Origin of the sequence: Modicisalibacter coralii, from assembly GCF_004117855.1 — a bacterium.
Taxonomy (GTDB): Bacteria; Pseudomonadota; Gammaproteobacteria; order Pseudomonadales; family Halomonadaceae; genus Modicisalibacter; species Modicisalibacter coralii.
In genome coordinates this window covers 33,166-57,090 of record NZ_QWBW01000034.1, presented here as the reverse complement: position 1 = coordinate 57,090, position 23,925 = coordinate 33,166, and the positions used below count along the sequence as shown (strand labels likewise).

The following is a 23,925-nucleotide window of genomic DNA, read 5'->3' as shown; positions in this document are numbered from 1 at the left end:
CTGGAGCGGGCAACGCGCTCCTAACAAGCCCGAAATATAGGGCTTCATTAGGGGCAGGGTGGCGTCACCATACATCACGCCATACACGATGCTCGCTGCTGGGTTGTTGCTAGCACACCACGAGGAGAGAAAGCAATGAGCAACATGCATAGTCAAGAAGGCTGGAAGTGGTACGGGTTCCCCGGCCATCACATCTGCGGTGCTAGGTGCCAATTCCACTTGGCAACCAGTATCAACGGCAAGTATCTCGTATCAACAGTCGGGAGACTTATTCTTGACCCACTCCGGGAGCCGGGAAAGATCGAGCAGGTAGGTGCTGATCGCTATTTCGAGACTATGGTTTTCGAGATGGATGGCGACAACGCTGACGGTGATCCGAATATCTTGGACTGGGGTGGGTTGGAAATGGAGGGATACAACCACAGCCTTGATGCCGAGCGTGGCCATTATGAGGTATGCCGGCAGTACGCGGCATTGTGCGAGAATGCGTGAGACAGGATATGGAGGCGGGGATGAACAACGCAATCAGCAACTACCGCGAAGCCAAGCAGGGCATGCAGGCCATCATTGACCAGCACATGGCCGAGGCGTTCGCCGAGATCCGCCGGGAGTACGGCGTGACGCCTGTCTATGTGGGGCTGTCGGTGGCTGAGCAAAGGACAATCGAAGAAAGGTACACTAACGGCGAGTACGCCGGATGCGCTGTGCGACTGGATGGGGAGTGAGAGATGGGAGAAGAGATCGACGACAAGCGCCGACTTGATTTTATCGAAAAAGCCGGATGCGACTGGGACGGATTTTCTGCGACGTTTATTGGTGATGAGACTTACTTTGGGTCGTCCTTGCGAGAATGCATAGATCAAGCCATGTCCGATAGAGATAGCGAATGACCCGCCTCGCCCTAGCCCTCGCACTCCTGCCCCTGCCGGCCCTGGCCATGCCGGTGAACGTCCTTGAGGTCGTAGATGGTGACACGATCCGAGTCGAGATCCGAGGCAACGAGCCCGGCTGGGACGTGTTCGATGTGCGCCTCGTCCGGCTCAACACCCCAGAATCCCGCTCACGCTGCGACACAGAAGCCGAACGCGAGCGGGAGAGGGAGCTAGCCGCCCGGGCGACCCAGTACGTCAGAGAGCGCGTCAGGGCGGCAGAGGTGGTGGATGTGAAGCGGCAGGGTGAGGACGGATTCAACCGGCCCCTCGTCGAAGTTACGCTAGACGGCGAATCGCTCAACGACACACTGCTCGCCGAGGGCTACGCTATCCCGTACAGACCCGGCACACATGGCAAAGCATGGTGTGGCCGCTAGCTCTGCTCTCGCCTCAGCGCCTTCAGATACTGCACAGCGGACGTGCTGGCGACGTTGACGCCGGCCACACTGACGCCCATACCGCCCATATCGGTGCTGGCGTCCGAGATCGCCGCCGCTTTGTTCTGGCGCCACTGCTCAAGCGATCCAACACGAGACGCCAAGCCGGCATTGCTGGGAGCATACTCGACAGTCGAAATGCGTTGCTCCAGAGCGCCAAGCACAGTGCTGCGCTTTACCAGCCGCTGGCAGCCACCCCAGAACGCTGGAATCACGTCTTAGTCGGTGAAATCGGTCAGCATGTCCATGCGATGAGTCATTTTACACCTCGCTTGATGGGGCCAGGATTACATCAGTGCGCGCCTCGCCGAACCGATCGATCATCTCAGCGCGCAGGATGTCGTAGTAGTCGCTCGAATGTTCAATAGTGAGACTGTCTTCCCACATGCGGCGCTCTTTTGCTGTCGCCTGGGACAAAGCGCCGTCCAGCGTCTCGGCCTCGGCATCCGTGCATCGCTGCCAGATGTCAGTTTTGTATGTGAAATAATTGGGTTCGGGCTGTGGTTCAGGGGGCGGGCTTGTAAATTCTCCGGTGTCGGCATTGTAACTGTCGCCTATCCTCGCCTCATCACTAACAACCCATCCCATTTGATCGGCGAAATCCTGATCAGCGACTCGGGCTACATTAACGACAACGCCGTTTTCAATAATTGCAGCTCGCATAATTGACTCCGTTACCATTGCCAGACTCTAACGCGACCATCAGCGCCATTGCCGCCACCGCCATCGTTTTTCGATGCGCCGCCACCGCCTCCGGGGTATTGACCGTCACCACCCTTAACGTTGGCATCAGTCGATGCATTACCGCCATTTCCTGCTTCTACCGATAGCCCTCCGGCACGATTTATTGTAACACCAGCCCCTTCTGTTGCTGCGCCTCCACCGCCCCCTTTTCGGGAATCACCTCCAATTGGCTGCGAAAGAATCCCGAATGTAGAATTAGAGTCGCCTCCAGTCGCACCAAAATAACCACCGCCAAATCCTGATATGTTTTTCGGGACACTCTGTTCAGAGGATCCAGAAAATCCGCCGCGACCTCCTAGAAAACCCCTGTCTGATCCGGGCACTGAAATATCGCCAAATGACGTGGACCCACCCGGTTGTCCGTTTGCATTGCTACCCGCTGGAGCGCCAAGACCACCCGATCCTATAACAACGTCTTCAGTGTCCGAGAGGTCACTAGCTAACAACAGTTTTGAGTCGAAAAGGCCGCCGCCGCCGCCGCCTGCCTTGTCGTCACCAGTTTGATTAGCCCCGCCGCCAGCGGCACCGACGATTTCACGGTAAACATACCGAGCATTAGGGTGTTTTACCCAAGTGCCAGATGCAGTAAATTCGTCGTATTGAACGACGGACGCCGACGCCGCAATCTCCGAGCTGATCTTGTCGCTTGACCATGTACTGTCGGTCGCTGTCACGGAGTCGTTGAGCGTGCCTTCTGGCAGCGTTGCAACGGCGCTTTCCGCTCGGTCTGCGTCGTCGCTTGCTGATTGTGCTGAGTTAGCGGCGGCAGTGGCGCTATCTGATGCAGCAGTTGCAGACGATGCGGCAGCCTGTTTATCGGCATCGACCTGGCCGGCAGTCGTATCCATCCAGTCAGCCAGCGTATTGATGTCGTCAGTCCACGGATTAAGGGCGGCAGCATGGTCATTGGCTTTAGCCGCGAACGTCTCGAAATCCTCGCCGCGAACCGGGGCTGGCGGCAAGTTAGGGACCTGGGGATATGCCATCAATAACCCTCCACTTCAATGGTGGCGTCGCTCACGCCGTAGTTTGAAATCGTGATGTCGAAATCTCGGTAAAAGCCGAAAATGACCGTGCTGCCGAATTGATCGCTGCCGATGAATACGGTTTCCTGACTAGCGATATTATCTAGTTCACGCTTGACGTAATCGACGCGCTGAGTCGCAACGGCGACTTGGTAGTCGCATAGCTTGATGTGTCGCCGGCGAGTAATTGTCACGTTACCGAAACCGTCGCGTTCACGAACCGAAAAGTCCTGAGTCCTGACGCTAGTTCCGTAAAGCGTTATCCCGAGGTCGCGGACCATGCCTATGACGAAGCGGCCGACTGCAGAAGCATCAGTTGGCGAGGCCGTTTGCACTGAGATTTCTATGTCTGCGCCTGGGTAGGGTGGGAGATCGGTAAATACATGATCTTCTTTGATGCCGTAGGGCGCGAAGTACCAGTCGTACCAGTTGCCGACACCAATATCCGTGATTGACCTGGTTTTTTGATAAACCTGTCCTTCTACCGGATCCGTCATCGTGACCGTGACGCTCAATCCCTCAAGCCCGAGTAGTGCTAGGCCATTGACTACCTGAGATGGCGTGACGACGGCATTGATTCCGCCGTCCTGAGTCGTCTTGGAATCCCGACCGTCGCGGAACATACGCCAGCGATTTGCATAACCGAGACGAAGCCACGTCGGCGTCTTTTTCTGCGAGCCGGCCACGGGCTCATCGCTTGTATCGACGATGGCCTCGTATGCCTCAATGTCGACGAGCACGCGGTCGCCAGCGGTATAAGTCACCGATGACCAGACCGGATAGTCATCGAGCGGCACGTCGGAAGAAGTGAGCCGGTCTTCCGTGACCGGCTCGGGGCGGACAATCTGCATTATGCAAACTCCTCTTGGCGCTGGCGGAGATCGTAGCGCTCAAGTACGCGCGCCGACTTACGGGTATTCTCGGCGATGGCGCGCTGAGATGCGGCGAGATCCGAACGCAGTTGCTTGACCTCTTTGAGCAATTCGCCGTAGCTATTGCCAGAGGCATACGCGCGGAATTCATCGGCAATCCCATTGCGCGACGGCACGACCATTTCGTCTTTATGCACATACGCAAGCTGATCGCTATCGAGCTTCCAGGCGCCTGTTGCATACGCCTTGACGCCCTCGGAGCGCCCGTATCGCATCCAGTGCTCATAAGGCGTCAGATTGGCGTCCGAGAATGCATCGAGCATTTCCATGCGAGACCAATCGCGTTCACCGGAGTCGCGCTGATTCAAGTAGTCCAGGTAGTTTGAGAGGTACTTGGACTCATTGAACCGATCAGCGTTACTAGCCGAGCCGGGCGAGGATGAATCGCCAAATCCCGGCAACACACCCTCATCGCGACCATACTGCTGGTAGTGGGCATAGACCGAGCCAAAGTCTTGCATGATCCGGTCATAGACTTCGCCCACGGTCCAGTCGCTGCGACCGCCCTGATTATTGGCGTTGACCTGCGCTGTTTTGTTCGCGAGATAAGCCGCTTCATTGAAAGCAGACTGCCCGACGTCACTGCCGTACTCGGGGAAAATGTCGCTCAACTGGCTGGCGAGATCACTCGGAAGAATGTCGATCAGATCGGCGATGGATTGCAGCGAGCTATTCGAGTCGACGAGCTGCGTGAGCGAGTCGAGCAACGTGTGATTCGTCCGCTCCTGTTCACGCAACTGACGGTCGTTGTAGCGAGCTACGTCATCGAGTTGATCGACGGATTCCTCAAACTGCCCTTGCAGGCCGACGACGCCGTTCGTCACTTGGCCATAGACGCGCGCGTACTCCTGGGCTGTCGATGAGCTTTGCTTTTGCAGGTCCAGATACGTCTGCGCGGCATCGCCCAACTGCTGAGCGGCCTCTGCATCGCCGCCCATCGCCTGCTGATACAGTTCGTTGTACTGCTGACGAGCTGCATCAAGGCGTGAGCCGGTAGCAAGCTCAGAAACGGACAGCGAGTCGATCAGATCAGACAGCGACTCGATAGCGCGATACTCATCGCTGAGCTGCGCTTGACGAGTCTGCGCGATGTCATCAAGCGTGCTTGATGCATCGTTGAACGACCCGAGCGCGTCAGACACATTGCCGATCAAGCCGGAACCATAGATATTGGCGCCAGTGATCAGTGATGCACGCCTTGCCGCTTCTTCGGCAGCTTCCTGCGCTGCTTGTGCGGCCGCTTCCTGGGCTTTCTCCTCATCCTGTAGCGCCCAAATCCGCTTTTGCAGCGCACGATTCGACTCGTCAAGCCCCTCAAGCTCGCGCTCGCGCTGGCGATTGAGCAGCTCGGTGTCCTTTCCTTGAGCCTCGAGCAGCTTGTTTTGCAGATCCCAGCGCTGACTCGCGATAGCCTCGGCAGCCTGTTCGGCGGCCTGCTGCTGCTCTGAAAGCGTGCCGGTGTACTGCTGCAGCGACGGCACGAGCTGCATGATCTGCGCGTACTGCTCGCGACCCGATTCGGTCATCAGGTCCAGGCCCTCGACCAGTGAGCGCACACCCTCGCGAGTCGTCGGGAGATCGCGACCCATCTCGTCGAACGCCTCGCTGAGAGACGACGACAGGCGGTCGAATTTCTCGGCGTCGGTGTAGAACGCCTGGTAATACTGCGAGTTCAGCGCGTTGAGGTTGTCGATCCCGCCGACCAATTCAGCCAGGTTGCCGGCCGCATCCAGGGCTCCCTGAGCCGTGGCATCGAAGCGCAGATTGAGCTGACTGGCTGCGCTATCCAGCGTACCCATGGCCTGAGCCTGCTGTGCCATGGCCTGAGCCGTGGCCAACACGTCATCGCTTGAGCCCAGGGCATCCTGGGCGTCAGCCATCGCCGTTGCATTGCCGGTGATCGTGTCGTCGAGCGAATCCAGGGCGACGGCTAGCGACACCAGTTTGTCTGGCGTGCCGTCGAACGAATCGAATACGGACTGGAAACTATTGCCCAGTGTTGCGAACCCGGAGCGGTAGCGATCCGTCAGGAATTCGGAGCCGGAACGGTCGAGCAGCCCCTTGGTCTGTACCGTCTGCTGGATAGCGGCGAGCTGATCGGCAGAGTCAGCAATGGCGGCGAAGGTGTTGTCGAGCTGCGCCACGCCGTCAATGTACTGCTGAGCCTCGTCGAAGCTATCGAAGGCGTAGTCGAGATCCCGCGACTCGCGCGCAAAACCCACTTGGCCAAGTGCCGACTGGGCGCTGATCTCCCGCTCAAAACCAGAGCGGCCGGCCGTTCCATACTTCCCCTCAGTCTTGAAGACGAGGTTGGGATCAACGCCAGAGCCGCCAAACAGGGAGCCAAGACCAGAGCCAAGAAACGAGCCGATGGCTGCGCCGACGCCCGGAATGGGGATCAGCACCTGGCCGGCTGCCGCACCCAGCGCTGCCCCGGTATTGGAGTACCCACCGCCACCGAACACGGCATTGCCGAGCATGCCGCCGCGGTAGGCATTGCCCGCTGCCTGGAGCCCACCGTTGTAGAGCGACGAACCCATGCTGACCAGATCGCCAACATCACCGATTCCACCGAGGCTCGACGCGCTCTGTCCGGCAGCCGCTGCTCCCGTGCCGGCCAGCGTCATGCCCAGCGACGCGGTGATCCGACGCGTGGTATAGGCGTGGATGATCTCGGCGAGCGTGTCGAGAGCGATGTCCTTGAGCGACGAGAATGCGTCTTTGGAGCCATCGAGCATCGACCGCCAGGCATCGGCGAAGGAGTCGTCCAGCCGCTCGACGCCGCGCTCCATCGCTTTCAGCGCAGGGTCGAACGCCTCTTGCACGTCTTTTGCCGCTTTCTGCCCGGTGAAGTTGTAGACCTCTGCGGCGTCGGACGCATTGCGATAGCTGTCATCAAGGCGTGAGAGTGTCTCATTCAGCCATTCATTGCTGAGCCCTTCTTCGCGAGCGTAGCGGGTGAGCATCGCCTTCTGATCGGCATACTCACGCTGCATTTTTTGCAGCGGGTAAAGCTCGTCCAGTAATCCAGAAATGGATTTTGCGAACTTGTCGGCTTCGTCGCCGCCAGCGGCCATGGTTTCTACAACAGGGAACATCCAGTCATCGAGAGTACGAAAAATAGATGCGCCGTCACTAGCCGTGGTATTAAGCTCAGCCATTTTCTGCATGAGCTGCTCAACGGCTTGCTTGCGAGACTCAATTTTGTTGTTGAGCCCCTCTAGCTCGACTTCCTGCTCTCTTATGCCGGCAGAAAGATCGCCGCGCATACCCTGACCGAATGAACTAGAAGAGTTCTGAGCCTCTTTGAGAGTTTCCAGACGTTCAGAAGCTTGTTGAGCTTGAACCTGAAGCTGGAATAGCTCAGCAGTAAAACTTGCAACGCTGTATTTTATCGTAGCTTCTGATACGTCATTTAGGCGCAGCCTAAGCGTGTCTAGTTCTTCGCTGACTGTGCGAGCGGGTTTAGGAACAAGACCCAATTGCTCACGGAAATAATATATAGCGCCACCAGCGACAATAGCTGCCCCAACCGGGCCGCCGAGCAAGCCTAGTGCACCGCTGAGCCCACGAGCCGCGATGCTCGCACGACCCATAGCGGCTGTCTCGGCCGCCAAAGCGGCATTGTGAGCACCGGCAGCCTCTGTTGCGCGAATGCGGGCCGCAGACACTTGCTGAAGTGCGAATGCGTGCGCGTTAGTTCCGACAGTAGCCTGGGCGTCAATTCGCGCAGTACTGAGAATGGCTTTAGCCGCTTGAACTTCTGCACCTGTGCGGCGAACAGTAGCTTGAGCCGCTGAAGCATCCGCCTTTGCCGCAGCAACGCTAGCAAAGGTGTTTTTAGCCATAGCCGCAGTCGACGCGGCGAAAGCTGTGGCCAAGCGAACCCCATAAATTGCAGCAACACCAGCCGTGGCCTTGCCTAAAGATTCCAGGCCATTGGCAAGCAGTTTCAAGCGATCAACTTGCGATTCTGATAGATCGTTAGCTTCGGCAAATGCTGGAAGCATCCGATTGTAAATTGCTAAAACGCCAGTAGCAGTGTCTGTAACTTGTTTAAAGGCATCCGCAATACCGCTGTCGCCTAGCTGTAAAGTGGACTCACTAACCATGCTGTTAAAGCTTCGCATTGAGCCAGTTAGACCACTTCCAATAACAAGGGCCATTCGCTCCGCAGCGCCTTCAGCGTTACCAAGGCTTTTAGAGAATCCTTCGATTTTGTCAGACGCCTCAATGACATTGAGAGCAGCCGAGCCGGCTTCAGATCCAAAAATCTCAATGGATTGGCCAACATCCAGGCTCGCTTTAGATAGCGTGTCCAGAACGGGCTGCAGCCCGCGAGCTTGGATATTCACAGACTCAAGAGATACCCCCGCGGCTTCTAGTGCTTCTTGCGCCGCAGGGGTGATGTTTGACAGCTGCCGGATGATACCTACAAGGCCGGTACCGGCGCGAGACGCTTGAATACCTGCATCCGACATGGCGCCAATTGCAGCGGCGGTGTCTTCGAGAGAGATGCCTGCAGCGGCGGCAAAAGGCGCTGCATAGGAGAGAGCTTCACCAAGTTGCTCAATGTTAGTATTGGCACCAGACGCAGTAGCTGCCAGCACGTCATTAACACGGTTAAGCTGGTCAACCTCCAGTCGCATGCCGCCGAGAACGTTCGACGCGATATCAGCAGCACGCGCCAGATCCATCTGGCCAGCAGCTGCCAGATTTAGCAGGCCAGGGGTTGCCGAAAGGATTTCATTGACCTCAAACCCTGCCTGAGCCAAATAACGCTGAGCATCGCCAGCCTGCTTAGCTGAAAACATGCTGGTCGCACCAAGTGTGCGCGCCTGCTTCTCAAGCTGCTGCATTTGTTGCGCAGTTGCCTTTGAAACAGCCTGTAGGCCGAGCATGGAATCTTCAAACTTCGCCGTCTCGTTGATCACTTCGCGGAGAGCAAGCCCGGCGACTGCTACGCCTAGTGCGCTGACAGCAGTGGCCACACCTTTAAGCGACCTACCTGCACTCGCGCCTGATTGTTCAGTCTGATCCAGCTCACCCCTGAAACGACGCAAGTTATTCTCAGCGCCGCTACTGTCTACCACCAAGCGCAAAGTAGAGTCATAAGGCATGGCGCAACCTCAAATTACAGGCATAAAAAAGCCCCGCTCTATGGCGGGGCGATACATTATCCGATTTCGCTATTTCGATAGCGCCTCAAAAACAGTCCAAAGCTCTATTGGCCTACCGTTCGCAAAGACGCGAACCTGAGCCTTTCCCGAAAACGTGGTGTCTAAAACTGTCACAGGCACCCCAGCTTTCGGGATAATGCAGCCGTGCTGCAGTAAATAGTTGATAGCAGGCTTGTTTCGCTGAGTTGCAGCATCGATTAATTGGTCAAGCTTCTTCTCTGTGACGCAGGCAGCTTGGCCATTACCATTGAATTGCCTCGCCTCTGCTGATATCGCTGAGAGCATCACTGCAACGCCTGCTGTCACCGCTAAAATCTTACCCTTCATCACTCCCCCTTCTTGTTCCCTTCTTTGCGTTCTACTTCCGTGATTAAGCTTGGTTATTGATTTTCATCATTTTTTGTATCCTCGTAAGCTACCGGAACCTCATCGTCTTCATTGAAGTCGAGCATATAAGCAACCTCCTTGAGTACCTCAGCATAAAAACGATTTGATCGCTCAAAAGAAGACTCCAGCCTGCTAACGATCTCGTCGTGAACGCTACGTTGATTCTTGCGAGAAGAAACAACGATCTTGTTTCTAAGAGAGGCGCTTAAATGAACAGGGGTGCCAGTAACTTTACTCGGGTAAAGACCATGATATTCTGCCTCTCTCTCAATCTCTGCACGGTCAACCTCGCCTTCTGCCCCTGTTAGCCAGCCAGGATCTACTTCCAGGATGTTCGCCATACGCAGAAGAACGCCAGCACGAGGAAGCGTCTGTCCTTGCTCATATCGCGACATGCTCTTCCTGCTTACGCCAATGGCGTCAGCCAACTCTTGCTGAGAAAGGCCAAGCCGACCCCTCGCAGCCAAAAGTCGGTCAGGGAAGTCATCGGAGAATACTATCGGCATGGGCCGCACCATTAAAAAAGGCAATTATGTAACCTTGTGAGACAGGTATAGCATCAACTGTGTCCCATAAGCTCACAGGAGTTACCGTAATGGTGAATGTTACCACCCAGAACTTCTCAGCGCAGCACATTGCCGTATCCACCGCTGCAACCATGTCTAGCCGGGAGATCGCCGACCTGACCGGCAAGCAGCACAAGAACGTGATGGCCGATATCCGCTCGATGTGTGAACAGCTCGATATCAGCTCGGCTGAATTTTCAGCCCAGTATCAGGACAGCACTGGGCGCTCGCTGCCGTGCTTCAAGCTGGACCGCTACCACACCGAAGTGCTGGTCACCGGCTACGACGTGAAGCGCCGTGCTGCCGTCATCAAGCGCTGGCACGACCTGGAGAGCGGCTCGGCTCAGCCCGTAGGCGTCTCAGCATCACAGAAAGACATGATCGAGGGCGCCGGCGCCTTCCTCGACGCCCTTCGCGTCGAAGGGTCGTCCCGCATCACCTGCATGAAGGCATTTGCAGCGAGCAACTGCCCTCAGTACCTGCCGTTGATACCTGACTATGCCGTTGACGCACCCGCGATTGCAGGCGGCGGCTCCAGTCTGCCTACCGCATCGGCGTCAGACCTGCTCAAGCGGCACGCCGCAGGCGTTAGCGCCGCATTCTTCAACAAGGTGTGCCACAGCCAGGGAATCCTCGAAAAGAAGAGCAGGACCAGCAGCAAGGGGAAAGAGGTCGGCTATTGGTGCCTGACGCACCTCGGGCTCGAGTACGGCAAGAACATTACATCGCCGCAGTCGCCGCGACAGACACAGCCCCACTGGTACGAAGACAAGTTTGATGACCTTCTTCAAACACTGGGCCTCAGTAAAGCTGCATGAAAGCGAAGAAGCCCCTGGCGGGCCAACGCCAGAGGCTTCAAGTGCAGAGCAAACCCCTACCAAAAGGAAAGTCCACATGACTCATTCTATCACTACCGTGACGCCCGACAACGTCCCGCAACTGACATACGATGGCAAGCCTGTCGTGACCACCGCCGTGCTGGCTCAACTGTACGGCACTGACGAGGTGCGCATCCGCCAAAACTACACCAAGAACAAGGATCGCTTCGTTCAGGGGAAGCACTGCTACAAGGTTGAAGGAAAAGAGCTTTCTCGTTTGCGAGTAGCTTTGAGCGACTCACAAATCCCTGCCAAAGCACGGAGCCTGGTGCTCTACACCGAGCGCGGCGCAGCTCGTCACGCCAAGATGCTGGAGACCAATGCGGCATGGGACGTATTCGAGGCGCTGGAAGACAACTACTTCGGCAAGTTCGAACCCAAGGCCAATAATCTGGCTCTACCCAACCCGCTCACCCCTGACCACCAGCGCGGCATTCAGAAGGCTGTTGCCCGCAAGGCGCAGTCGCTGCCCAAGCCGATCCAGCGCCAAGCGTTCAGCCGCCTCTATGGCCACCTCAAGGACCGCTTCAACGTCGGCACCTACAAGGACATCGACGACAGCCAGTACACCGAAGCGCTTGGGGCGATCCAGTCATACGAGCTGGAAGGGGAGTTGATGCCACAGGAAGAGAAGCCATCGGCCACGTTCAGCGACGGAGACTTGAGCGACCTCTACATCCTGCTGTGCCATGTCCACTGGATCTACCGTCATTGGTCGGACTATCGGATCGAAGAGGCGCTTCGCTTGGTGCAATCTCCCGCAGCCTCACAAATGTGCGAGCACATGAGCATGGCGGACACATACAAGACCATCGTCGCCAGGGCCAAGGGCGAGCTTCTGGAGGCATCAAGGAAGCGGCTTGGCCTGAACTACGGCATCTTCCCGATCCACTGACTAAGCTGACGCCCCGGCACAGCCCGGGGCAACCTTCGTTGTAAGCCATCTCCCATGGATGCATTACCAGATGCGCCGCTGCCAAATTCTGATTAGCCTGCTAGTCCACCCATAACTAGAGAGGTACGCAGGATGGGAGACATAGTAGCAAGATGCGAGAAGTGCGGAAGCGACCGCCTCAAGCCTGAACAGCCGGTTACCGACGATTCCGATGTCTATTGCGAGGACTGTGGAATCTTCGTTGGTAAGAACGGCGCCATTCGAGAGGCGCTAGAGGCGGAAGGTCAGCGCATTATCGACGACACCCTCAAGGGGTTTGGCAAGGATTGGAAGTAGGTGACATTCTCACGTCCTGAATGTTAGCAACGGCTTCATCGTAAGCCCCGCGCTCCTCGTCGGTCCATGTATGCCCATGGTCGGCGAGGGCGCTCGCCAGCATGTCCAGAGCGCGAACAACAGCCTTGCGCTGGCTTAGGTCGAGATCCGTGTCGATGGAGATGGCCAGCCGATGGCTCTCGGGCACTTTCATCTCACTGCGATGCAGGTTGCTATTGCTTTCCATACTGCCTCCTATGCGGCCTTCTGCAGCTTCTGCTGCTCATCAATTCGTCGACTGTAGGCTCCGCCATTCATCGTCCATGGCACCGATCACCTCTAGCGCCTCCTCGTAGTCGCAAGGGAGCCTCAAGCGGTCAATGATCTCCATGATGTCGAGCGGCGGAAGCGGGGGCAGGCCGCCCATGGCGATAGGGCGACCCTTGCAGAGAAGGCTGAACGTGCGCATCCAGAAGGCGGTGCGCTCGTCAAGCGGCGGGGGATCGTCATCAATACCCAGTTGCTCCGCTACTCGGCGGTATTCGCTGTAGGCGTCTTCGAGCCTTTCTTGCGTCCACTCGTACCGCCACCGGAGGAAGCGCCGCGCTTTCCCGCCTGTTCGTCGACATACTCCTTTTCGAAGCGAGCCAGGTCGCCGGCTTCTTGTCGGATACGGTTCCTCAGCGGCTCATCGTTGAGCAGCAGCTCCGTAGCGTTCTCAATGGAGTAGGGCACTTGTACCGGGTTGCCATCTTCGTCCTGGCCTTCCATGTCGCGCCAGTCGCGAAGCAAGCCTTCGGCGTACTCTCGGGCCACGTTCTCGAGCTTGACCGCAGTCGGAATATCCTTGCCGTTGTAGCGGCGACGCATTTCCTTCTCGATGCGTTCGCTGGCCTCAAGATGAGCGGGATTTCCGAACTTTGCAATCTTGAATTGACCGCCGTCGATCTCGACCCAGTCACCGTCGATGAATTTCTCGGTGTCGTAGCGATTGAACTTGTAACCCATGGTGATACCTCATTGGTCCGTTGAATACGATTGGTCCGTTGGTGCTGCATATAGAGCGGCGACGAGGCGCACGGACCAGGACACGCCAAGCCGCCGCATTCTTACGGCGCCAGGGTGCGTTCGATGGTGAGCATCTCGCCGGTTGCATCGACGGCAGAAACGCCGTTGAGGGTGAAGGTCAGGATGGCGTCGAGCCCACCGGATGGCGCATCACCGGACAGAAACTCTCTACCCTGGCTGAACACGTAGGAGTTCGAGCCATCACCCATGGTGAAGCTGGTGGCGATGGGCGTGTTGGTGAGGGTGTTCTTCCAGAGATCGAACGCAGACGCAGACATCCGCACGGTCTTGCTGGTTGTGATGTCTGCAGAACCCTTGTGGTGGGTCTGGTACTGCGTGCCCAGCTCCTGATCGGTCTGGTGGTTGTTGTTGATCGTCATAGACATGCCGGTGATGGCGATGCCGCTCAACGGCGAACCGTCGATAGTCACGGACGAAAGGTTGTTGGAGCTGTCGAAGAACAGCGCGTCTGACGCCGGGTCGAAGGTATCGGTGCTGGGATCGTACTCATGATCCTCTTGAGTGCCCATGAACGTGACTGTGCCGGTGATCTTGCTGCCGGAGTCCATGTTGAGTTCGAGCTGGCCCACTTCCATGCCAGACATGAGGATGTGGCGGTCTTCATCAAGATACGATTTCAGCACCTCGAACTTGGTAGTCGTGGTTCCGACCGTGATCTGATCCGTCCCCGCTGTGGGAGTATCAGCGGTCCAAGTGCTGCACATAGCGGCGGCAATCAGGTCATCGTACTCGGCTGCCGTCATCTCGATATTCAGCGTGCCGCCGACCGTGATGGTGGTGATTTTTTGGCCGTCACGCATCCGATCAGATCGGACATTCTCGGAGCGAGTGGTATTCGTCCCGGCAGTGAGGGCATCATTGGTGCGCCGAAGCGTCTTCCAGTTGCTTGAGCTGCCATCAGGGCGGATGGCAATGCGTACTCGGTTCGACTCACTCATCGTTTTTCCTCGCGGGTTTCAGGCAATAAAAAACCCGCTCAGCGGCGGGTGTGTGTTGGTCCGTTGGGAGGGAAGGTCAGTTCGCCACGAATACCGTGGTGACGTTCATCTGGTAATAGCCGTCTTGCTCGCCAACACGGCGCAGCGAGGCGGCTCGCGTCTCCAGCCATCCGTCCTGATAGTACGAGACGTGCTCGGCCAGCGAGGACGCGATGCGGTACGCCTGAATGCTGGCCGGCAGGTCATCGACAGTGATCACGGCAGGCGGTTTCACGAAGATTTGCAGGGCTAGCACGCCGGGGTCGCGAGCCTTCGGGCCGTCGCCGATGTAGGCGGTGAATGAATCGCCCGGCAGGATCGTCGCTCGCAGCCACGGATCGCCGGATTGCCTTGCCCCATCGACCGCTGACGACTTGATGTCGTCGTACTCGATGGGGTGCTCACCCCATTGCGCCAGCAGGCCATACAGCGATTGCCTGATGTCCTCGAATGACATGCTCATCGGTATTTTTCCTGCAAGCTGGCTGCCGTGACCTCATAGATGCCGCCAGGGGCCTGTTGCGACCAACCATCTTCCAGTCGCTGGCCATAGGGCGAGAGGTTATAGATGGTCACGCGCACGAATGGCGTCTCAATGGCATCGATGATCGACATACCTCTGTCGAGCGTTGCATTACCCTGTTCATCGTGGTCACTGGCATCGTACTCGCCGCCATCACCGCCAACGGCAACGCGGTGATTGGCTCGGAAAGTGCCCTCGTCGACCGGGGAGCGGGTAATGACCCCAGCCAGGGCCTCGCCCGCCATACCCTTTACGCCATCGGTGATCTGTTTTTCGACATCCTCGATAAACAGCGTCGGTCTCCGATCCCACATGACCTCACCTCACGAATTCCTGAGTTGCAGCGTCCACGTCGCCCCGGCGGTGTTGCTGACGTTGACCACGTCGTAGCTGACGCCCTCGCTGGTGATGACGTCGCCGACGATAGGGGCGATGGGCAGCCCGTCCTGATCGACTACCTCGGCTTGAACAGCAGTCAGCCGGGTATCGGTGATCAGGATGTTCGTGCCGTCCGTCTCGCTAGCCCGATAGCTGCCAAATGGACCGCGCCCGGTGACGTTGATCGTGACGCTTGAGCCGGTCGGAATTCCCGTTACCGGGTCAATGTCGCCACCCTCGACGCGCGTGAATCTGAACGCATGCACAGCATCGGCTAGCTTGCCGTCGAAGGCTCTGGGCAGCTTGGCGTTGATCTTGTCGCTGATGTAGCCCATGGATCACTCCAATTCATCAAACGCCACTGACTCGCCGCAACCGCGACAGAACACGGCGCCATGCAACACATAGAACTGGTCGTTGCCGCAGTTGCATGTGAAGATTTCCCAGTCTTCAGGCGGGACGCAGTTACCAAGAAACTCGCCCTTCGAGAAATGGCAGGCAGGGCATTCAAGGTTTCCCTTAACCCCGGAAGGGACAACAGCATGCCACTCATGTCCACATTGCAGACATCGCGCATTGCCGGAGTCATGCGGGCGATAGTCGTCCAGCGAAGTCACGTTGGTCATGGTCACAGCCTCTTAAGCAGCGTCACGCCAAGCGGCATCAACCACGGCTTGAGCAGCGCCTTCACGTATTGCAGCGTGCCGTTCGTGGCGCGTGAGCGGTCCTGGTACTCCGTAGAGACCTCGACTTCGCCCGCCTTCACGCTCTCGCTCTTCACGTCGCCATCGGAGTCGGCGTACAGCGTGCCTTCGGCGGACATGCGGGCCAGTTCAGAACCGGCTTCCACGACCTCCGTGGGCACCGTCTCGAACGTGCGGCTGTTCAGCTCGGCGGACAGCCAGGCGTTGGCTTGCTTGACGGCGCGATCAGCATCACCAGACCCCTCCCAGCCAGAGCCCAGCGTGGTGTCTACATCGGCCTTGGTGACGTAATCGACCATCACTCACTCTCCGTCTTGCGAGGACGCCCTCGTTTCGGCTTGCTGTCGCCCTCTGCGGGCTTTTCGGGCTCGGCTTGAGCTTTGGGTGCGGCTTTCGATTGCGCGTCCGAGACGGGCACGTTGAGCGCTTCGTATGCATCCCGGACGGCAGGGAAATTTCCATCCAGAACCACGCTTTCGACGCCGCGTTCCGCTCGCTCGAAATACTCGGGGTTTCGGTAATGCTTGCCCGGCTCGAAATCGCGATGGCGCGTCGTATAGATCAATTCCATTGCGTTCTCCAAAGACTAGGGCGGCCCGAAAGCCGCCCGCTGCCATCAGGTGCCTGCCGGGGTGGTGTCGATCAGAACGCCAGCAGTGTTCTTGTCGCTGGTGGCGTACTTGCTCCAGTTGGCGCCAGTGCCAACGGCAGACAGGTTGGGGTTTGCACCGCCAGCGCTGTCATTCCAGCTATAGCCGAGCAACTCGAGGTTGAAGGTGCCCTCGGCACGCCAGCCGATCCCCAGGTTCTCCTGGTTATCGATCATGTAAGACCGAAAGCCAGGAGCCTGAGACTCGGTGACGCTCACAGCGCCGGGCTGAAGGCCGAACACGGTATTCGCCGGGGCTTCGTCGGTGACGAGAACCGGACGCCCCATGGTGCCGGGCTGGCCGCCATAGATGACGGTGTTGCCTTCCTCGAAGATCTTCTCGGAGATCGCATTGTCCACGATGTCGAAGTAGTTCGAGGAATCCATCATCCACATCGCAACGCGGTTGAAGCGATCACCAAACTTGCGAAGCGCCTTGGTCAAGGCGATGCGGCCATCGGTAGCGAACTCGGCTGTCACGTCCATATTGCCGTTGGCCAGGATGGCGGCCTTGAGCGCGGCGGTGGCGTAAGACAGACGGCCCTGCATCAGGGCGTCGGCGTAGTCCTGCCCGACCAGCATGGAGAACTCCTCCGGGCTGCGGGCACGGCGCTTGAACGCTTCTTCGGTGGTCTCGTAAGGGCCATACTTGAACGGCACCTTCACCCCAACCATCTCGCCGGCGTCGATCTTCTTGCCGGTCACAGTGGCCGAGGAGGTCACGTCGCGATGCTCGATGGCGCCGCCGATCTTGTAGAAGGCGCGCTTGCGGAAATCACCTTCCAGCATCTCGGAGTCGAGAACGATGGCGCCCTGTGACTGGGCGTTGAACACCTGAAAGACTTCTTGGATGCGCTCCAGGTAGGCGGTCTGAGCCAGATCGTTGTAGATGATCAGGTCAGAATTGGTGGTGGTTGCCATGTGTCATGTCCTCATGCAGGCAAGTTGAGATAAGCGTCTTGGCCGTTCTTGCGGATGTAGGCGTACTTCTGTTCCGGGCTCATGTCGGAGCGCTTCATACCTGAGCGCGTGCCATCATTGCCGGGAGCACCACCACCCTTGGGAACGGGGAACCAGTGGGGAGCTGACTCGCGCATTCCGTCGAGCCACGATTTCAGGGTCAGAGGCTTGCCATCGGCATCGAAGCCGGCATCCTCCGTCGGCACGACATTGCCTTCGTCGTCTACCTGGAAAAGGTCTTTCGCCCGGTACACCGCGTCAGAGACGGCGGAATCAACCAGCCCGACCTCGCTCGCTGCGCCACGCACTTCGTCGCTCAGAACGCGAGTGCGGAACTTGTTGGCGAAGGATTTGGCCTTCTCGGCTTCTTCCTCCATCGACTGCAGCTTGCGGTCGTATTCCGAACGCATCCGTTCGGTGCGCTGATTCACGACTTCGTCCACTTTACCGTCCGCGATCAGACGAGCTTCCTCGTCCTGCTCGAGACGCTGGAAGATTTCACGCGTGCGGTCAGGGTCGATCCCTTCAAACTGCTTGCGCATCTCGCGAAGCTGCTTGGCGGTCTCTTTCTTCTCGCCGCGCTCTTTTTCCAGAGCGGTTTTCAGCCCGGAAGGATCCTCATAGCCATCAACCGCGAGCCGGAACGTCCCGTTGTCGGTCTCGGTGTATTGGTCTTGCAGGGCTTCGGGAACACCGTCGAGCGAATCGACTTCGAATTGCAGTGCCATGTATCAAACCTCTCGTTTGATTCGCCCATCTCGGGCTTTGGGGAATGCTCAATGGCGTCTCACCAAGGAGCTGTGGAAACAAAAAAGGCCGCCCGTAGGCAGCCCATGAAAAAGCCCGCGCTAGGAGGGCTGTGTTTGGTGTGGTGGCTAGCTTGTCTTTCGGTGATCCTCGGTCTCAAAAACCTTCTCGATACCTGAGACAGGATCGCCGCGAACCCATAGCGGGTCGATGTAGGGCATGGACGGCCATGGCGCCACTTGATGCCAGACCCCGCCCCGCCACTTGCGCCATCGACGCGAGTTGCTCAGGAATGAATCAAGCGTTGTGAGTATCACTTCCACCCCTCCATCCGTTGCATGATCGCCATGCTCATCTGCCAGCCCATCTCGCCCTGCATCAGGTCGGCAGGCGTGGCGATGCCGGCGTGTCGTCGCAGGAGACACCGCCACCACAGGGCGAACCATGAGTCGCAGGGTTCAGGCATATTAGCGATCAGGATTCATCATCTCGTCTGCCGAGGCGATCATTTGCCTAGCCATATCATGTAGCGAAACGGTTTGATCGTTACTCCCTTCCAGCAGAGCTTCAGCGTAGCTCTTAAGCGCGTCAGCGTATCCTTCTCTGCCACCTTGATCGCCGGCCATCAACGCCTTTACGGACTCTTCTGAAAAGAACCTTTTGGCGTCAGCATCACCTTCGTCACAGGCGACATAGAGATCATTTCCAAGCTCACGCAAGAAAAGTTCATGTTTCGCCATAACGTCGCCTCTCGTCATCGCCTTGGGTGAGTGCGCGACAACACGTAGGCGTAACGTGCTTTCGGGAGCTACCCTAGTCGCGCATCCCTACAGTTTAGCATCAGGCGATGATCGCTGCCGCCTCCACATCCTGACGAAACAGTAGAGCGCAATCAGGAAAGCAGCTACGTCGATGCCTGTCTTAGCTGGCCCTGACTCCATGACGTTCCACGAGAACGCCACCAGCGCCCAGACGAAAGCACAGTGCAGAAACTCGTTGTTGCGCCAGTCCTTGATGGCTGACCATGCAGCATTGATGCGGCTCATGCTTTCCTCCTTGTCGATCAGGCGTCACCGAATACCTCGCGGAACACCTCACGGTTGCGGGCGCGCAGCTCCTCGATGCTGTAGCGTGTGCCGTCAGCGCGGATCATCTGCTTGATGCTCAGCTTGCCTTGCTTGAACAGGCGATAGCGTGTCTCGCCGAAGTATTGCTTGGCAAACGCGGCATTGTCGGGACGCTTCAGGAACTCCGACATACTGGTGGACGCCTTTACCTGCCCCACCATGTCGTCAGGGCGGTCAGCCTTGCGAATCTGGCGAATCGGCTTAAACGCTTTGACGTAAGGCCGCTTCCCAGCAATCTTGCCACCGAAGTCTGGGCATATGGTGCTCCTGCATGCGTGGTGCAAAGGAGGGCGCGGATAATTGCTGTCAATCGGGAATGATTCTTGATCTTTGGAGCTGCACAGCAGAGTGGTTCTGCCGTCGATTACGGCACAGAAAATGACGCTATCAACGCCCAACGCCTTGTACGTCGCATCATACGTGGTGCTGGACAGATGATTGCGCCCAGTCCTCACGATGGTCGAGACGTTGTTCCGGCTCGTCTGAAGCAGTCCGTCCTTGAATTTCATGCCCGGCGTGCCGCGCAACGCCCGGATGATCTCTTGATTCGTCCACCCTTGGGTCACGCCTTCGCGTACCTTGGCGTAGATCCGTTCCCGAGTCTGCGTCGAGACATCCCGTAGCGCGTCCTCGACGAATATCCCGAGCGCCGGGGTGTCCATGGCCTCCTTGTAGATTTGCGAGGCAGAGACGGCGGCTGCGGACGATTCCACGAGGACGCTCGACATCAGATCGTTGGTGAAGTCCACCTCGGACTGCACGAAGTCGGTCGCTTCGCTCTGCCAAGTGTCAAGAATGTCCTTGCCGAGCTTGTCGGTCCATTCGTCGATCAGCTTGGCGACGCCCTGCACACGAGTCGGCAGCCGGTCGGTACGCTGGCCCACCCTGTACTTGGACAGGGCGGCCAGTTCGCCTTGGGTCAGATTGTCCAGCCGATCCGACAACTCGCTCGTCAGCCGCTTGCCCGCCTCATCGATCACGCCGGTCATGTCGGCCACGAGGCCGTTGTTGTTGCGCTCGACGTTGAGGGCGTGCCGCAGGATGGCATCAAAGGCTTTCTGCTGGGCCGCTTCGCGGGATTCGTCGTATTTGGGCATCAGGCCACCTGTTGCGGCATCACGCCAGCCTCAATCTTGGCGTCCAGCTCCTCGTCGCTTTCTTCGGTGAAGCCCATCTTGCGCAGGGCATCGTAGAGGACTTCACGTGGGGCGGAGCCGGCCATGACGATGTTGTGCAGGATGGTGAGCATCGCCGCGTCGATGTCGGTCTGGCTAAATTTCGGCTCGACCTTGAAGACCACATCATCGGGATTGGCGCCGACCCAGATAGCGATGTATTGCAGCACCTGTTCGATAGCCTGAGCCGACGTGACGCACACGCTGTAGAGCGAGCTGTGCTGATCGTTCTGCCGGGCAATGCGGGCGTCTCCCGACTCCTGGGATCCGGTATCCAGCACCTTGGCGCCGGCCTCGGCGGCGGCGTTGCGGGCGTCCTGCATCGCGATGCGGGTCGCCTCAACGCCAGACCCAGTAAACTCCAAGTATTTAGCGTCTGCCTGAGGATCTTCTAAAGTCCAGGCCGCCATAGGGCCAGTGACACGGAGATCCTCATCAGACTTGATCCCCGTTATCACAGGCTGCGGGTGCGCACAATAGTGCAGCGACTGATAGTAGTCCGCCGAGAGCTGGTAATACTTGATCGCCGACTGGGCCATGGTGAGCAGCGGGATCTCGTCCACGGCTACGCTGTTGTCGGTCGAGCCAGCGAACACCAGCGGGATGAAGTCTAGGGGCTTGTTGGTGAAGCCTGGGAAATCGTCGTCGCCGATCTGCTCACCGCTCGCCTTGAGCAGACGCACGCGGTAGCGGCCCTCGAACAGGTCGAGCACCCGGTACACGTCGTCATACTGCGGATCGAACTCGTCGGAGCCTTCGCGTAGGCGTTGCTCCTTGAGGACAGCTAGAATCAGGTCCTGCCGCCCGTTAACACTCTCTGCGCGCCAGTTGATAGCCGTCTCGGCGGTGTAGGTGGCGATGTAGGGCTTGCCGAATTCGTCGAACTCGCCGAGCAACGGCTTGCGTCCCTTGGTCAGGTTGGCGATCACCACCCGCAGGAACAACTCCTTGAGCCCGAAGCCATCCGCCGTGGCGTTCTCCTCGATGCCGGACATCTTGTCGGGCAGGGCGATTTCCGGCTCCTGGCGAGACACGAGACCAACCATGGTGCGCAGGCTGTCCTTGACCCACATGGGGTATTCGGCGCGCTCTTTGTACGACCGATAGAGCTTCTCGGCGTCTTCCTTGGTCAGCGGGCTCTGGTCAGTGCCGGCCAGCGACTCCGCCTCGATCATGCCCGAGGTCTTGGGCAGGTAGGTGACGCCATTGAGCTTGACCGTGCGCGGGCCAGCCAGGGCATCCTCCATCATCTGCCAGTCGTCGCTCATGGCGGCGTATTGACTATGTGTTGCGGTCACCGCCATTACGCGAGTCCTCCGAGTCGTCTCATGCCGGCTTTAGCGCGGCGGTTCAGCACCCTGTAGCGCAGAGCGTCGTAATCGTGATCTTCTGCCGTGGTGTCGATGTCGTCGGGGTTGCGCTCACTCCGGGGCAGCACGGGCAGGTGCGAGATGATGTTGCGGCAGTGATCCATGAAGTAGAGCGCCGGATCCTCGGGGGCTTCCTTGGCGGCTTCCTTCAGGCGGGTGCGTATCAGCTCAAGGCCGTTCACGCGAGAACCGGGCTTCTTGTCCGACTCCGTCCACTTGATGCCTTCCGACTCCATCTTCCTGGCCACGCTATCGCTGCCAGACTCGTTGACGTTGCTGATCTGGTTGTCAGCAGGGCCGGGCTTGACCTGACCGGGCAGCCACTTACCCATGCGCAGCGACTCTTCGCGCTCCTTGATGCCTTGCGCGATCTCCGGGGCGGACAGCTTCATGCCTTCGTTCGGTCCCTTGGCGCCGTACCATTCATGGCAGACGATGATCGACCCTTTGGGCGGGCAGAAGGTGCGGCCATCCTCCAACGTCACCTCTGAGCCGTCTGCCTCGGCGTGCCACAGCACGGAGAACGGGTGCGTTGAGCCCCAGTCGAACGAGCGATCCACGTACCAGCTAGCCGGAACGGCAAAGCGCGGCACCACATGGCGTGACTCGTTCCAGATGTCATCGAAGGCACCGCCCGAGACGATGTTCCAGTCACCGTCCTTCATCGCCCTGACGAGCGCCGGGTTACCTAGCCCTTCCAGGCGGTCGATGTAGTCGGGGTCATTGCTCAGCAGCGACGGGTTATCGTCCAGCCGGGCCGGGATGTACTGGCGAAGCATGCCACCATCTGATTTGGCTGCCCGGTGGATCTCCATGGGACGCGCCGCATCGACAAAGGCGTACTTGACCCAGTTGTGGCCGACGCCGCCGGGATTCGACCCACAGATAGCACGAGGGAATCCCCCTTTGTACTTATCGGGGACATCGAGCGCGCCTAGACGAAGACGACCACGGAGGTAGCGATAAATGCTCTCGGTGAAATGGGTAAGCTCATCGACGAGCAAAACATGGATCTCCGCGCCCTGGTACTTGAACTTGTCCTTCTCATGCTGGCAGTGGCTCAGGAAGATGCGTGAGCCGTTCCAGAACTCGATGTAGTGCTTGGAGCCGTTGTACTTCGCCCACCCCGTCTTGAACCACGGAGCCAGCAGCTCGAAGAAGCCGCCGGGGCCGTAAAGGTGGTTCTTCTCCAGATCGTCAGAGAGGCGGCGGAAGATGTAGACCATCAGGCCCGGTATCTCAGCACACCAGATAATGGCGGCCACACGCATCAGGTGTGATTTGCCGCCCCCGGCAGCGCCGCCGTACAGGATCTCCGTGGCTTCCGAGTCGAACGCTTCCCCCTGACGCTTGTGCAGCCGAACGTTCAGGGCAGCGTCGTCGCTCATCATTCCCTCGTGATGTTGATCGTCGGGGCGGTGGTCTTGATCTCGCCGGAGTGCTCGGTCTTGTCCGTGAACAGCTTCAGGTGCTTGCCCAATAGCTCATAGCCCTTGAGGGCGTTGCCGGCGTCGTACTTCCACATCGGAGCGGTTTGCCCATCGGGGCCTTCGACCATCACGTACTCACCTGAACGATCTAGCACGGGCGCGCCTTGCTCACAGCGGGCGATGTTTCGGGCGATACCCTGAAGCACGAAATCAGCGTCGATCTGAGTGCGCTCACCCCTGGCATCCATCGCCTTCTGTACCTGGGCGGCAATCTCAGCATTCTTCAACAGTCGCTGCCCTTGGGCATATGCCGTCTTCTCGCTGTATCCGGCCCGGATAGCCGCCTGAGTGGCGTTCAGGTCAATCAGGTACTCATCGACGAATCGAGACTGCTTAGGGGTCAGCTCGACCGCCTCCGCAGTCGTGTTCGTCATAGCTATCTCTCGTTGTATTTCATCTCGATACGCACTCAGCGCATTGAGATGGCCGCGCGGGGCGGCTCATC

The 23,925-nt window shown here is 58.3% G+C and carries 31 protein-coding genes; 6 read left to right on the top strand and 25 right to left on the bottom strand.

Annotation, left to right across the window (positions count from 1 at the left end):
• Nucleotides 1-135: 135 nt before the first annotated feature.
• From D0901_RS17285 to D0901_RS17275, 4 genes are read left to right on the top strand one after another with little or no spacing between them, the layout of a single operon-like run.
• Nucleotides 136-492, top strand: coding sequence for a hypothetical protein (locus tag D0901_RS17285; protein WP_129141548.1), 357 nt, complete (start codon nucleotides 136-138; stop codon nucleotides 490-492).
• Between the two features lie 20 nt (nucleotides 493-512).
• Nucleotides 513-725: a hypothetical protein gene (locus D0901_RS17280; protein ID WP_129141547.1), complete on the top strand. Its 213-nt coding sequence runs from the start codon at nucleotides 513-515 to the stop codon at nucleotides 723-725.
• 3 nt (nucleotides 726-728) lie between these two features.
• Nucleotides 729-890: a hypothetical protein gene (locus tag D0901_RS20990; protein ID WP_162500906.1), complete on the top strand. Its 162-nt coding sequence runs from the start codon at nucleotides 729-731 to the stop codon at nucleotides 888-890.
• On the top strand, nucleotides 887-1,309 hold the full coding sequence (locus D0901_RS17275) for a thermonuclease family protein (RefSeq protein WP_129141546.1): 423 nt from the start codon (nucleotides 887-889) through the stop codon (nucleotides 1,307-1,309). The genes D0901_RS20990 and D0901_RS17275 overlap by 4 nt, the downstream gene beginning before the upstream one ends.
• Here D0901_RS17275 and D0901_RS17270 read toward each other — a convergent pair.
• The 7 genes from D0901_RS17270 to D0901_RS17240 form a co-directional block, all read right to left on the bottom strand.
• Nucleotides 1,306-1,584, bottom strand: a complete 279-nt coding sequence (locus D0901_RS17270; RefSeq protein ID WP_129141545.1) for a hypothetical protein — start codon at nucleotides 1,582-1,584, stop codon at nucleotides 1,306-1,308. The genes D0901_RS17275 and D0901_RS17270 overlap by 4 nt on opposite strands.
• Before the next feature lie 46 nt (nucleotides 1,585-1,630).
• A complete protein-coding gene (locus tag D0901_RS17265) occupies nucleotides 1,631-2,032 on the bottom strand; it encodes a hypothetical protein (protein WP_129141544.1) in 402 nt (133 codons plus the stop codon).
• Between the two features lie 11 nt (nucleotides 2,033-2,043).
• Complete coding sequence (locus tag D0901_RS17260) at nucleotides 2,044-3,099, bottom strand: glycine-rich domain-containing protein (protein WP_129141543.1); 1,056 nt, start codon at nucleotides 3,097-3,099, stop codon at nucleotides 2,044-2,046.
• The gene (locus tag D0901_RS17255; protein WP_129141542.1) at nucleotides 3,099-3,989 is read right to left on the bottom strand and encodes a hypothetical protein; all 891 of its coding nucleotides are present in this window, start codon (nucleotides 3,987-3,989) and stop codon (nucleotides 3,099-3,101) included. The genes D0901_RS17260 and D0901_RS17255 overlap by 1 nt, the downstream gene beginning before the upstream one ends.
• Entirely contained in the window at nucleotides 3,989-9,190 is a 5,202-nt protein-coding gene (locus D0901_RS17250) for a phage tail tape measure protein (RefSeq protein WP_129141541.1), read from the bottom strand. Before D0901_RS17250 ends, D0901_RS17255 begins: the two co-directional genes overlap by 1 nt.
• Before the next feature lie 69 nt (nucleotides 9,191-9,259).
• A complete protein-coding gene (locus tag D0901_RS17245) occupies nucleotides 9,260-9,577 on the bottom strand; it encodes a hypothetical protein (protein WP_129141540.1) in 318 nt (105 codons plus the stop codon).
• A 53-nt stretch (nucleotides 9,578-9,630) separates the two neighbouring features.
• Nucleotides 9,631-10,143, bottom strand: a complete 513-nt coding sequence (locus tag D0901_RS17240; RefSeq protein ID WP_162500905.1) for a helix-turn-helix domain-containing protein — start codon at nucleotides 10,141-10,143, stop codon at nucleotides 9,631-9,633.
• Between the two features lie 89 nt (nucleotides 10,144-10,232).
• Between D0901_RS17240 and D0901_RS17235 the strand changes: the two genes are divergently transcribed.
• Together D0901_RS17235 and D0901_RS17230 are read left to right on the top strand one after the other, a co-directional pair.
• Nucleotides 10,233-11,021, top strand: a complete 789-nt coding sequence (locus D0901_RS17235; protein WP_129141538.1) for a Rha family transcriptional regulator — start codon at nucleotides 10,233-10,235, stop codon at nucleotides 11,019-11,021.
• A gap of 76 nt (nucleotides 11,022-11,097) precedes the next feature.
• Nucleotides 11,098-11,976: an ORF6N domain-containing protein gene (locus D0901_RS17230; protein WP_162500904.1), complete on the top strand. Its 879-nt coding sequence runs from the start codon at nucleotides 11,098-11,100 to the stop codon at nucleotides 11,974-11,976.
• 307 nt (nucleotides 11,977-12,283) lie between these two features.
• On the opposite strand, the gene D0901_RS17225 is transcribed toward D0901_RS17230, so the two are convergent.
• From D0901_RS17225 to D0901_RS17145, 18 genes are all read right to left on the bottom strand, one after another.
• Nucleotides 12,284-12,538 (bottom strand): hypothetical protein, encoded by a 255-nt coding sequence (locus D0901_RS17225; protein ID WP_129141536.1) that lies wholly within the window; start codon nucleotides 12,536-12,538, stop codon nucleotides 12,284-12,286.
• A gap of 281 nt (nucleotides 12,539-12,819) precedes the next feature.
• On the bottom strand, nucleotides 12,820-13,299 hold the full coding sequence (locus D0901_RS17220) for a hypothetical protein (RefSeq protein ID WP_129141535.1): 480 nt from the start codon (nucleotides 13,297-13,299) through the stop codon (nucleotides 12,820-12,822).
• A 101-nt stretch (nucleotides 13,300-13,400) separates the two neighbouring features.
• Nucleotides 13,401-14,318 (bottom strand): phage tail tube protein, encoded by a 918-nt coding sequence (locus tag D0901_RS17215; RefSeq protein ID WP_129141534.1) that lies wholly within the window; start codon nucleotides 14,316-14,318, stop codon nucleotides 13,401-13,403.
• Between the two features lie 76 nt (nucleotides 14,319-14,394).
• Complete coding sequence (locus D0901_RS17210) at nucleotides 14,395-14,820, bottom strand: phage tail terminator-like protein (RefSeq protein ID WP_129141533.1); 426 nt, start codon at nucleotides 14,818-14,820, stop codon at nucleotides 14,395-14,397.
• Nucleotides 14,817-15,194: a hypothetical protein gene (locus D0901_RS17205; protein ID WP_129141532.1), complete on the bottom strand. Its 378-nt coding sequence runs from the start codon at nucleotides 15,192-15,194 to the stop codon at nucleotides 14,817-14,819. Before D0901_RS17205 ends, D0901_RS17210 begins: the two co-directional genes overlap by 4 nt.
• A 9-nt stretch (nucleotides 15,195-15,203) precedes the next feature.
• Nucleotides 15,204-15,593, bottom strand: coding sequence for a glutamate 5-kinase (locus tag D0901_RS17200; protein WP_129141531.1), 390 nt, complete (start codon nucleotides 15,591-15,593; stop codon nucleotides 15,204-15,206).
• A 3-nt stretch (nucleotides 15,594-15,596) separates the two neighbouring features.
• The gene (locus D0901_RS17195; protein WP_129141530.1) at nucleotides 15,597-15,884 is read right to left on the bottom strand and encodes a zinc-ribbon domain-containing protein; all 288 of its coding nucleotides are present in this window, start codon (nucleotides 15,882-15,884) and stop codon (nucleotides 15,597-15,599) included.
• 2 nt (nucleotides 15,885-15,886) lie between these two features.
• Complete coding sequence (locus D0901_RS17190) at nucleotides 15,887-16,261, bottom strand: DnaT-like ssDNA-binding protein (protein WP_129141529.1); 375 nt, start codon at nucleotides 16,259-16,261, stop codon at nucleotides 15,887-15,889.
• Nucleotides 16,261-16,533, bottom strand: coding sequence for a hypothetical protein (locus tag D0901_RS17185; RefSeq protein ID WP_129141528.1), 273 nt, complete (start codon nucleotides 16,531-16,533; stop codon nucleotides 16,261-16,263). The genes D0901_RS17190 and D0901_RS17185 overlap by 1 nt, the downstream gene beginning before the upstream one ends.
• A gap of 45 nt (nucleotides 16,534-16,578) precedes the next feature.
• Entirely contained in the window at nucleotides 16,579-17,532 is a 954-nt protein-coding gene (locus tag D0901_RS17180) for a major capsid protein (RefSeq protein WP_129141527.1), read from the bottom strand.
• Nucleotides 17,533-17,543: 11 nt separating this feature from the next.
• Complete coding sequence (locus D0901_RS17175) at nucleotides 17,544-18,299, bottom strand: hypothetical protein (RefSeq protein WP_129141526.1); 756 nt, start codon at nucleotides 18,297-18,299, stop codon at nucleotides 17,544-17,546.
• Between the two features lie 332 nt (nucleotides 18,300-18,631).
• Entirely contained in the window at nucleotides 18,632-18,784 is a 153-nt protein-coding gene (locus tag D0901_RS20985) for a hypothetical protein (RefSeq protein WP_162500903.1), read from the bottom strand.
• 1 nt (nucleotide 18,785) lies between these two features.
• Nucleotides 18,786-19,058 carry a hypothetical protein gene (locus tag D0901_RS17170; RefSeq protein WP_129141525.1) on the bottom strand — a complete coding sequence of 91 codons (273 nt, stop codon included), beginning with the start codon at nucleotides 19,056-19,058 and terminating at the stop codon, nucleotides 18,786-18,788.
• Between the two features lie 87 nt (nucleotides 19,059-19,145).
• The gene (locus D0901_RS17165) at nucleotides 19,146-19,364 is read right to left on the bottom strand and encodes a hypothetical protein (protein ID WP_129141524.1); all 219 of its coding nucleotides are present in this window, start codon (nucleotides 19,362-19,364) and stop codon (nucleotides 19,146-19,148) included.
• A 17-nt stretch (nucleotides 19,365-19,381) separates the two neighbouring features.
• Nucleotides 19,382-20,542, bottom strand: a complete 1,161-nt coding sequence (locus D0901_RS17160) for a structural protein (protein ID WP_129141523.1) — start codon at nucleotides 20,540-20,542, stop codon at nucleotides 19,382-19,384.
• Nucleotides 20,542-21,924, bottom strand: coding sequence for a DUF4055 domain-containing protein (locus tag D0901_RS17155; RefSeq protein WP_129141522.1), 1,383 nt, complete (start codon nucleotides 21,922-21,924; stop codon nucleotides 20,542-20,544). The genes D0901_RS17160 and D0901_RS17155 overlap by 1 nt, the downstream gene beginning before the upstream one ends.
• The gene (locus D0901_RS17150; protein WP_203234891.1) at nucleotides 21,924-23,378 is read right to left on the bottom strand and encodes a terminase large subunit domain-containing protein; all 1,455 of its coding nucleotides are present in this window, start codon (nucleotides 23,376-23,378) and stop codon (nucleotides 21,924-21,926) included. Before D0901_RS17150 ends, D0901_RS17155 begins: the two co-directional genes overlap by 1 nt.
• Nucleotides 23,378-23,854 carry a terminase small subunit gene (locus D0901_RS17145; RefSeq protein WP_129141521.1) on the bottom strand — a complete coding sequence of 159 codons (477 nt, stop codon included), beginning with the start codon at nucleotides 23,852-23,854 and terminating at the stop codon, nucleotides 23,378-23,380. Before D0901_RS17145 ends, D0901_RS17150 begins: the two co-directional genes overlap by 1 nt.
• Nucleotides 23,855-23,925 lie beyond the last annotated feature (71 nt).

Coding starts and splice junctions, on each gene's coding strand:
- D0901_RS17285 (WP_129141548.1), top strand. CDS start 136: ATGAGCAACATGCATAGTCAAGAAGGCTGGAAGTGGTACGGGTTCCCC.
- D0901_RS17280 (WP_129141547.1), top strand. CDS start 513: ATGAACAACGCAATCAGCAACTACCGCGAAGCCAAGCAGGGCATGCAG.
- D0901_RS20990 (WP_162500906.1), top strand. CDS start 729: ATGGGAGAAGAGATCGACGACAAGCGCCGACTTGATTTTATCGAAAAA.
- D0901_RS17275 (WP_129141546.1), top strand. CDS start 887: ATGACCCGCCTCGCCCTAGCCCTCGCACTCCTGCCCCTGCCGGCCCTG.
- D0901_RS17265 (WP_129141544.1), bottom strand. CDS start 2,032: ATGCGAGCTGCAATTATTGAAAACGGCGTTGTCGTTAATGTAGCCCGA.
- D0901_RS17260 (WP_129141543.1), bottom strand. CDS start 3,099: ATGGCATATCCCCAGGTCCCTAACTTGCCGCCAGCCCCGGTTCGCGGC.
- D0901_RS17255 (WP_129141542.1), bottom strand. CDS start 3,989: ATGCAGATTGTCCGCCCCGAGCCGGTCACGGAAGACCGGCTCACTTCT.
- D0901_RS17250 (WP_129141541.1), bottom strand. CDS start 9,190: ATGCCTTATGACTCTACTTTGCGCTTGGTGGTAGACAGTAGCGGCGCT.
- D0901_RS17245 (WP_129141540.1), bottom strand. CDS start 9,577: ATGAAGGGTAAGATTTTAGCGGTGACAGCAGGCGTTGCAGTGATGCTC.
- D0901_RS17240 (WP_162500905.1), bottom strand. CDS start 10,143: ATGCCGATAGTATTCTCCGATGACTTCCCTGACCGACTTTTGGCTGCG.
- D0901_RS17235 (WP_129141538.1), top strand. CDS start 10,233: ATGGTGAATGTTACCACCCAGAACTTCTCAGCGCAGCACATTGCCGTA.
- D0901_RS17230 (WP_162500904.1), top strand. CDS start 11,098: ATGACTCATTCTATCACTACCGTGACGCCCGACAACGTCCCGCAACTG.
- D0901_RS17225 (WP_129141536.1), bottom strand. CDS start 12,538: ATGGAAAGCAATAGCAACCTGCATCGCAGTGAGATGAAAGTGCCCGAG.
- D0901_RS17220 (WP_129141535.1), bottom strand. CDS start 13,299: ATGGGTTACAAGTTCAATCGCTACGACACCGAGAAATTCATCGACGGT.
- D0901_RS17215 (WP_129141534.1), bottom strand. CDS start 14,318: ATGAGTGAGTCGAACCGAGTACGCATTGCCATCCGCCCTGATGGCAGC.
- D0901_RS17210 (WP_129141533.1), bottom strand. CDS start 14,820: ATGAGCATGTCATTCGAGGACATCAGGCAATCGCTGTATGGCCTGCTG.
- D0901_RS17205 (WP_129141532.1), bottom strand. CDS start 15,194: ATGTGGGATCGGAGACCGACGCTGTTTATCGAGGATGTCGAAAAACAG.
- D0901_RS17200 (WP_129141531.1), bottom strand. CDS start 15,593: ATGGGCTACATCAGCGACAAGATCAACGCCAAGCTGCCCAGAGCCTTC.
- D0901_RS17195 (WP_129141530.1), bottom strand. CDS start 15,884: ATGACCAACGTGACTTCGCTGGACGACTATCGCCCGCATGACTCCGGC.
- D0901_RS17190 (WP_129141529.1), bottom strand. CDS start 16,261: ATGGTCGATTACGTCACCAAGGCCGATGTAGACACCACGCTGGGCTCT.
- D0901_RS17185 (WP_129141528.1), bottom strand. CDS start 16,533: ATGGAATTGATCTATACGACGCGCCATCGCGATTTCGAGCCGGGCAAG.
- D0901_RS17180 (WP_129141527.1), bottom strand. CDS start 17,532: ATGGCAACCACCACCAATTCTGACCTGATCATCTACAACGATCTGGCT.
- D0901_RS17175 (WP_129141526.1), bottom strand. CDS start 18,299: ATGGCACTGCAATTCGAAGTCGATTCGCTCGACGGTGTTCCCGAAGCC.
- D0901_RS20985 (WP_162500903.1), bottom strand. CDS start 18,784: ATGCCTGAACCCTGCGACTCATGGTTCGCCCTGTGGTGGCGGTGTCTC.
- D0901_RS17170 (WP_129141525.1), bottom strand. CDS start 19,058: ATGGCGAAACATGAACTTTTCTTGCGTGAGCTTGGAAATGATCTCTAT.
- D0901_RS17165 (WP_129141524.1), bottom strand. CDS start 19,364: ATGAGCCGCATCAATGCTGCATGGTCAGCCATCAAGGACTGGCGCAAC.
- D0901_RS17160 (WP_129141523.1), bottom strand. CDS start 20,542: ATGCCCAAATACGACGAATCCCGCGAAGCGGCCCAGCAGAAAGCCTTT.
- D0901_RS17155 (WP_129141522.1), bottom strand. CDS start 21,924: ATGGCGGTGACCGCAACACATAGTCAATACGCCGCCATGAGCGACGAC.
- D0901_RS17150 (WP_203234891.1), bottom strand. CDS start 23,378: ATGAGCGACGACGCTGCCCTGAACGTTCGGCTGCACAAGCGTCAGGGG.
- D0901_RS17145 (WP_129141521.1), bottom strand. CDS start 23,854: ATGACGAACACGACTGCGGAGGCGGTCGAGCTGACCCCTAAGCAGTCT.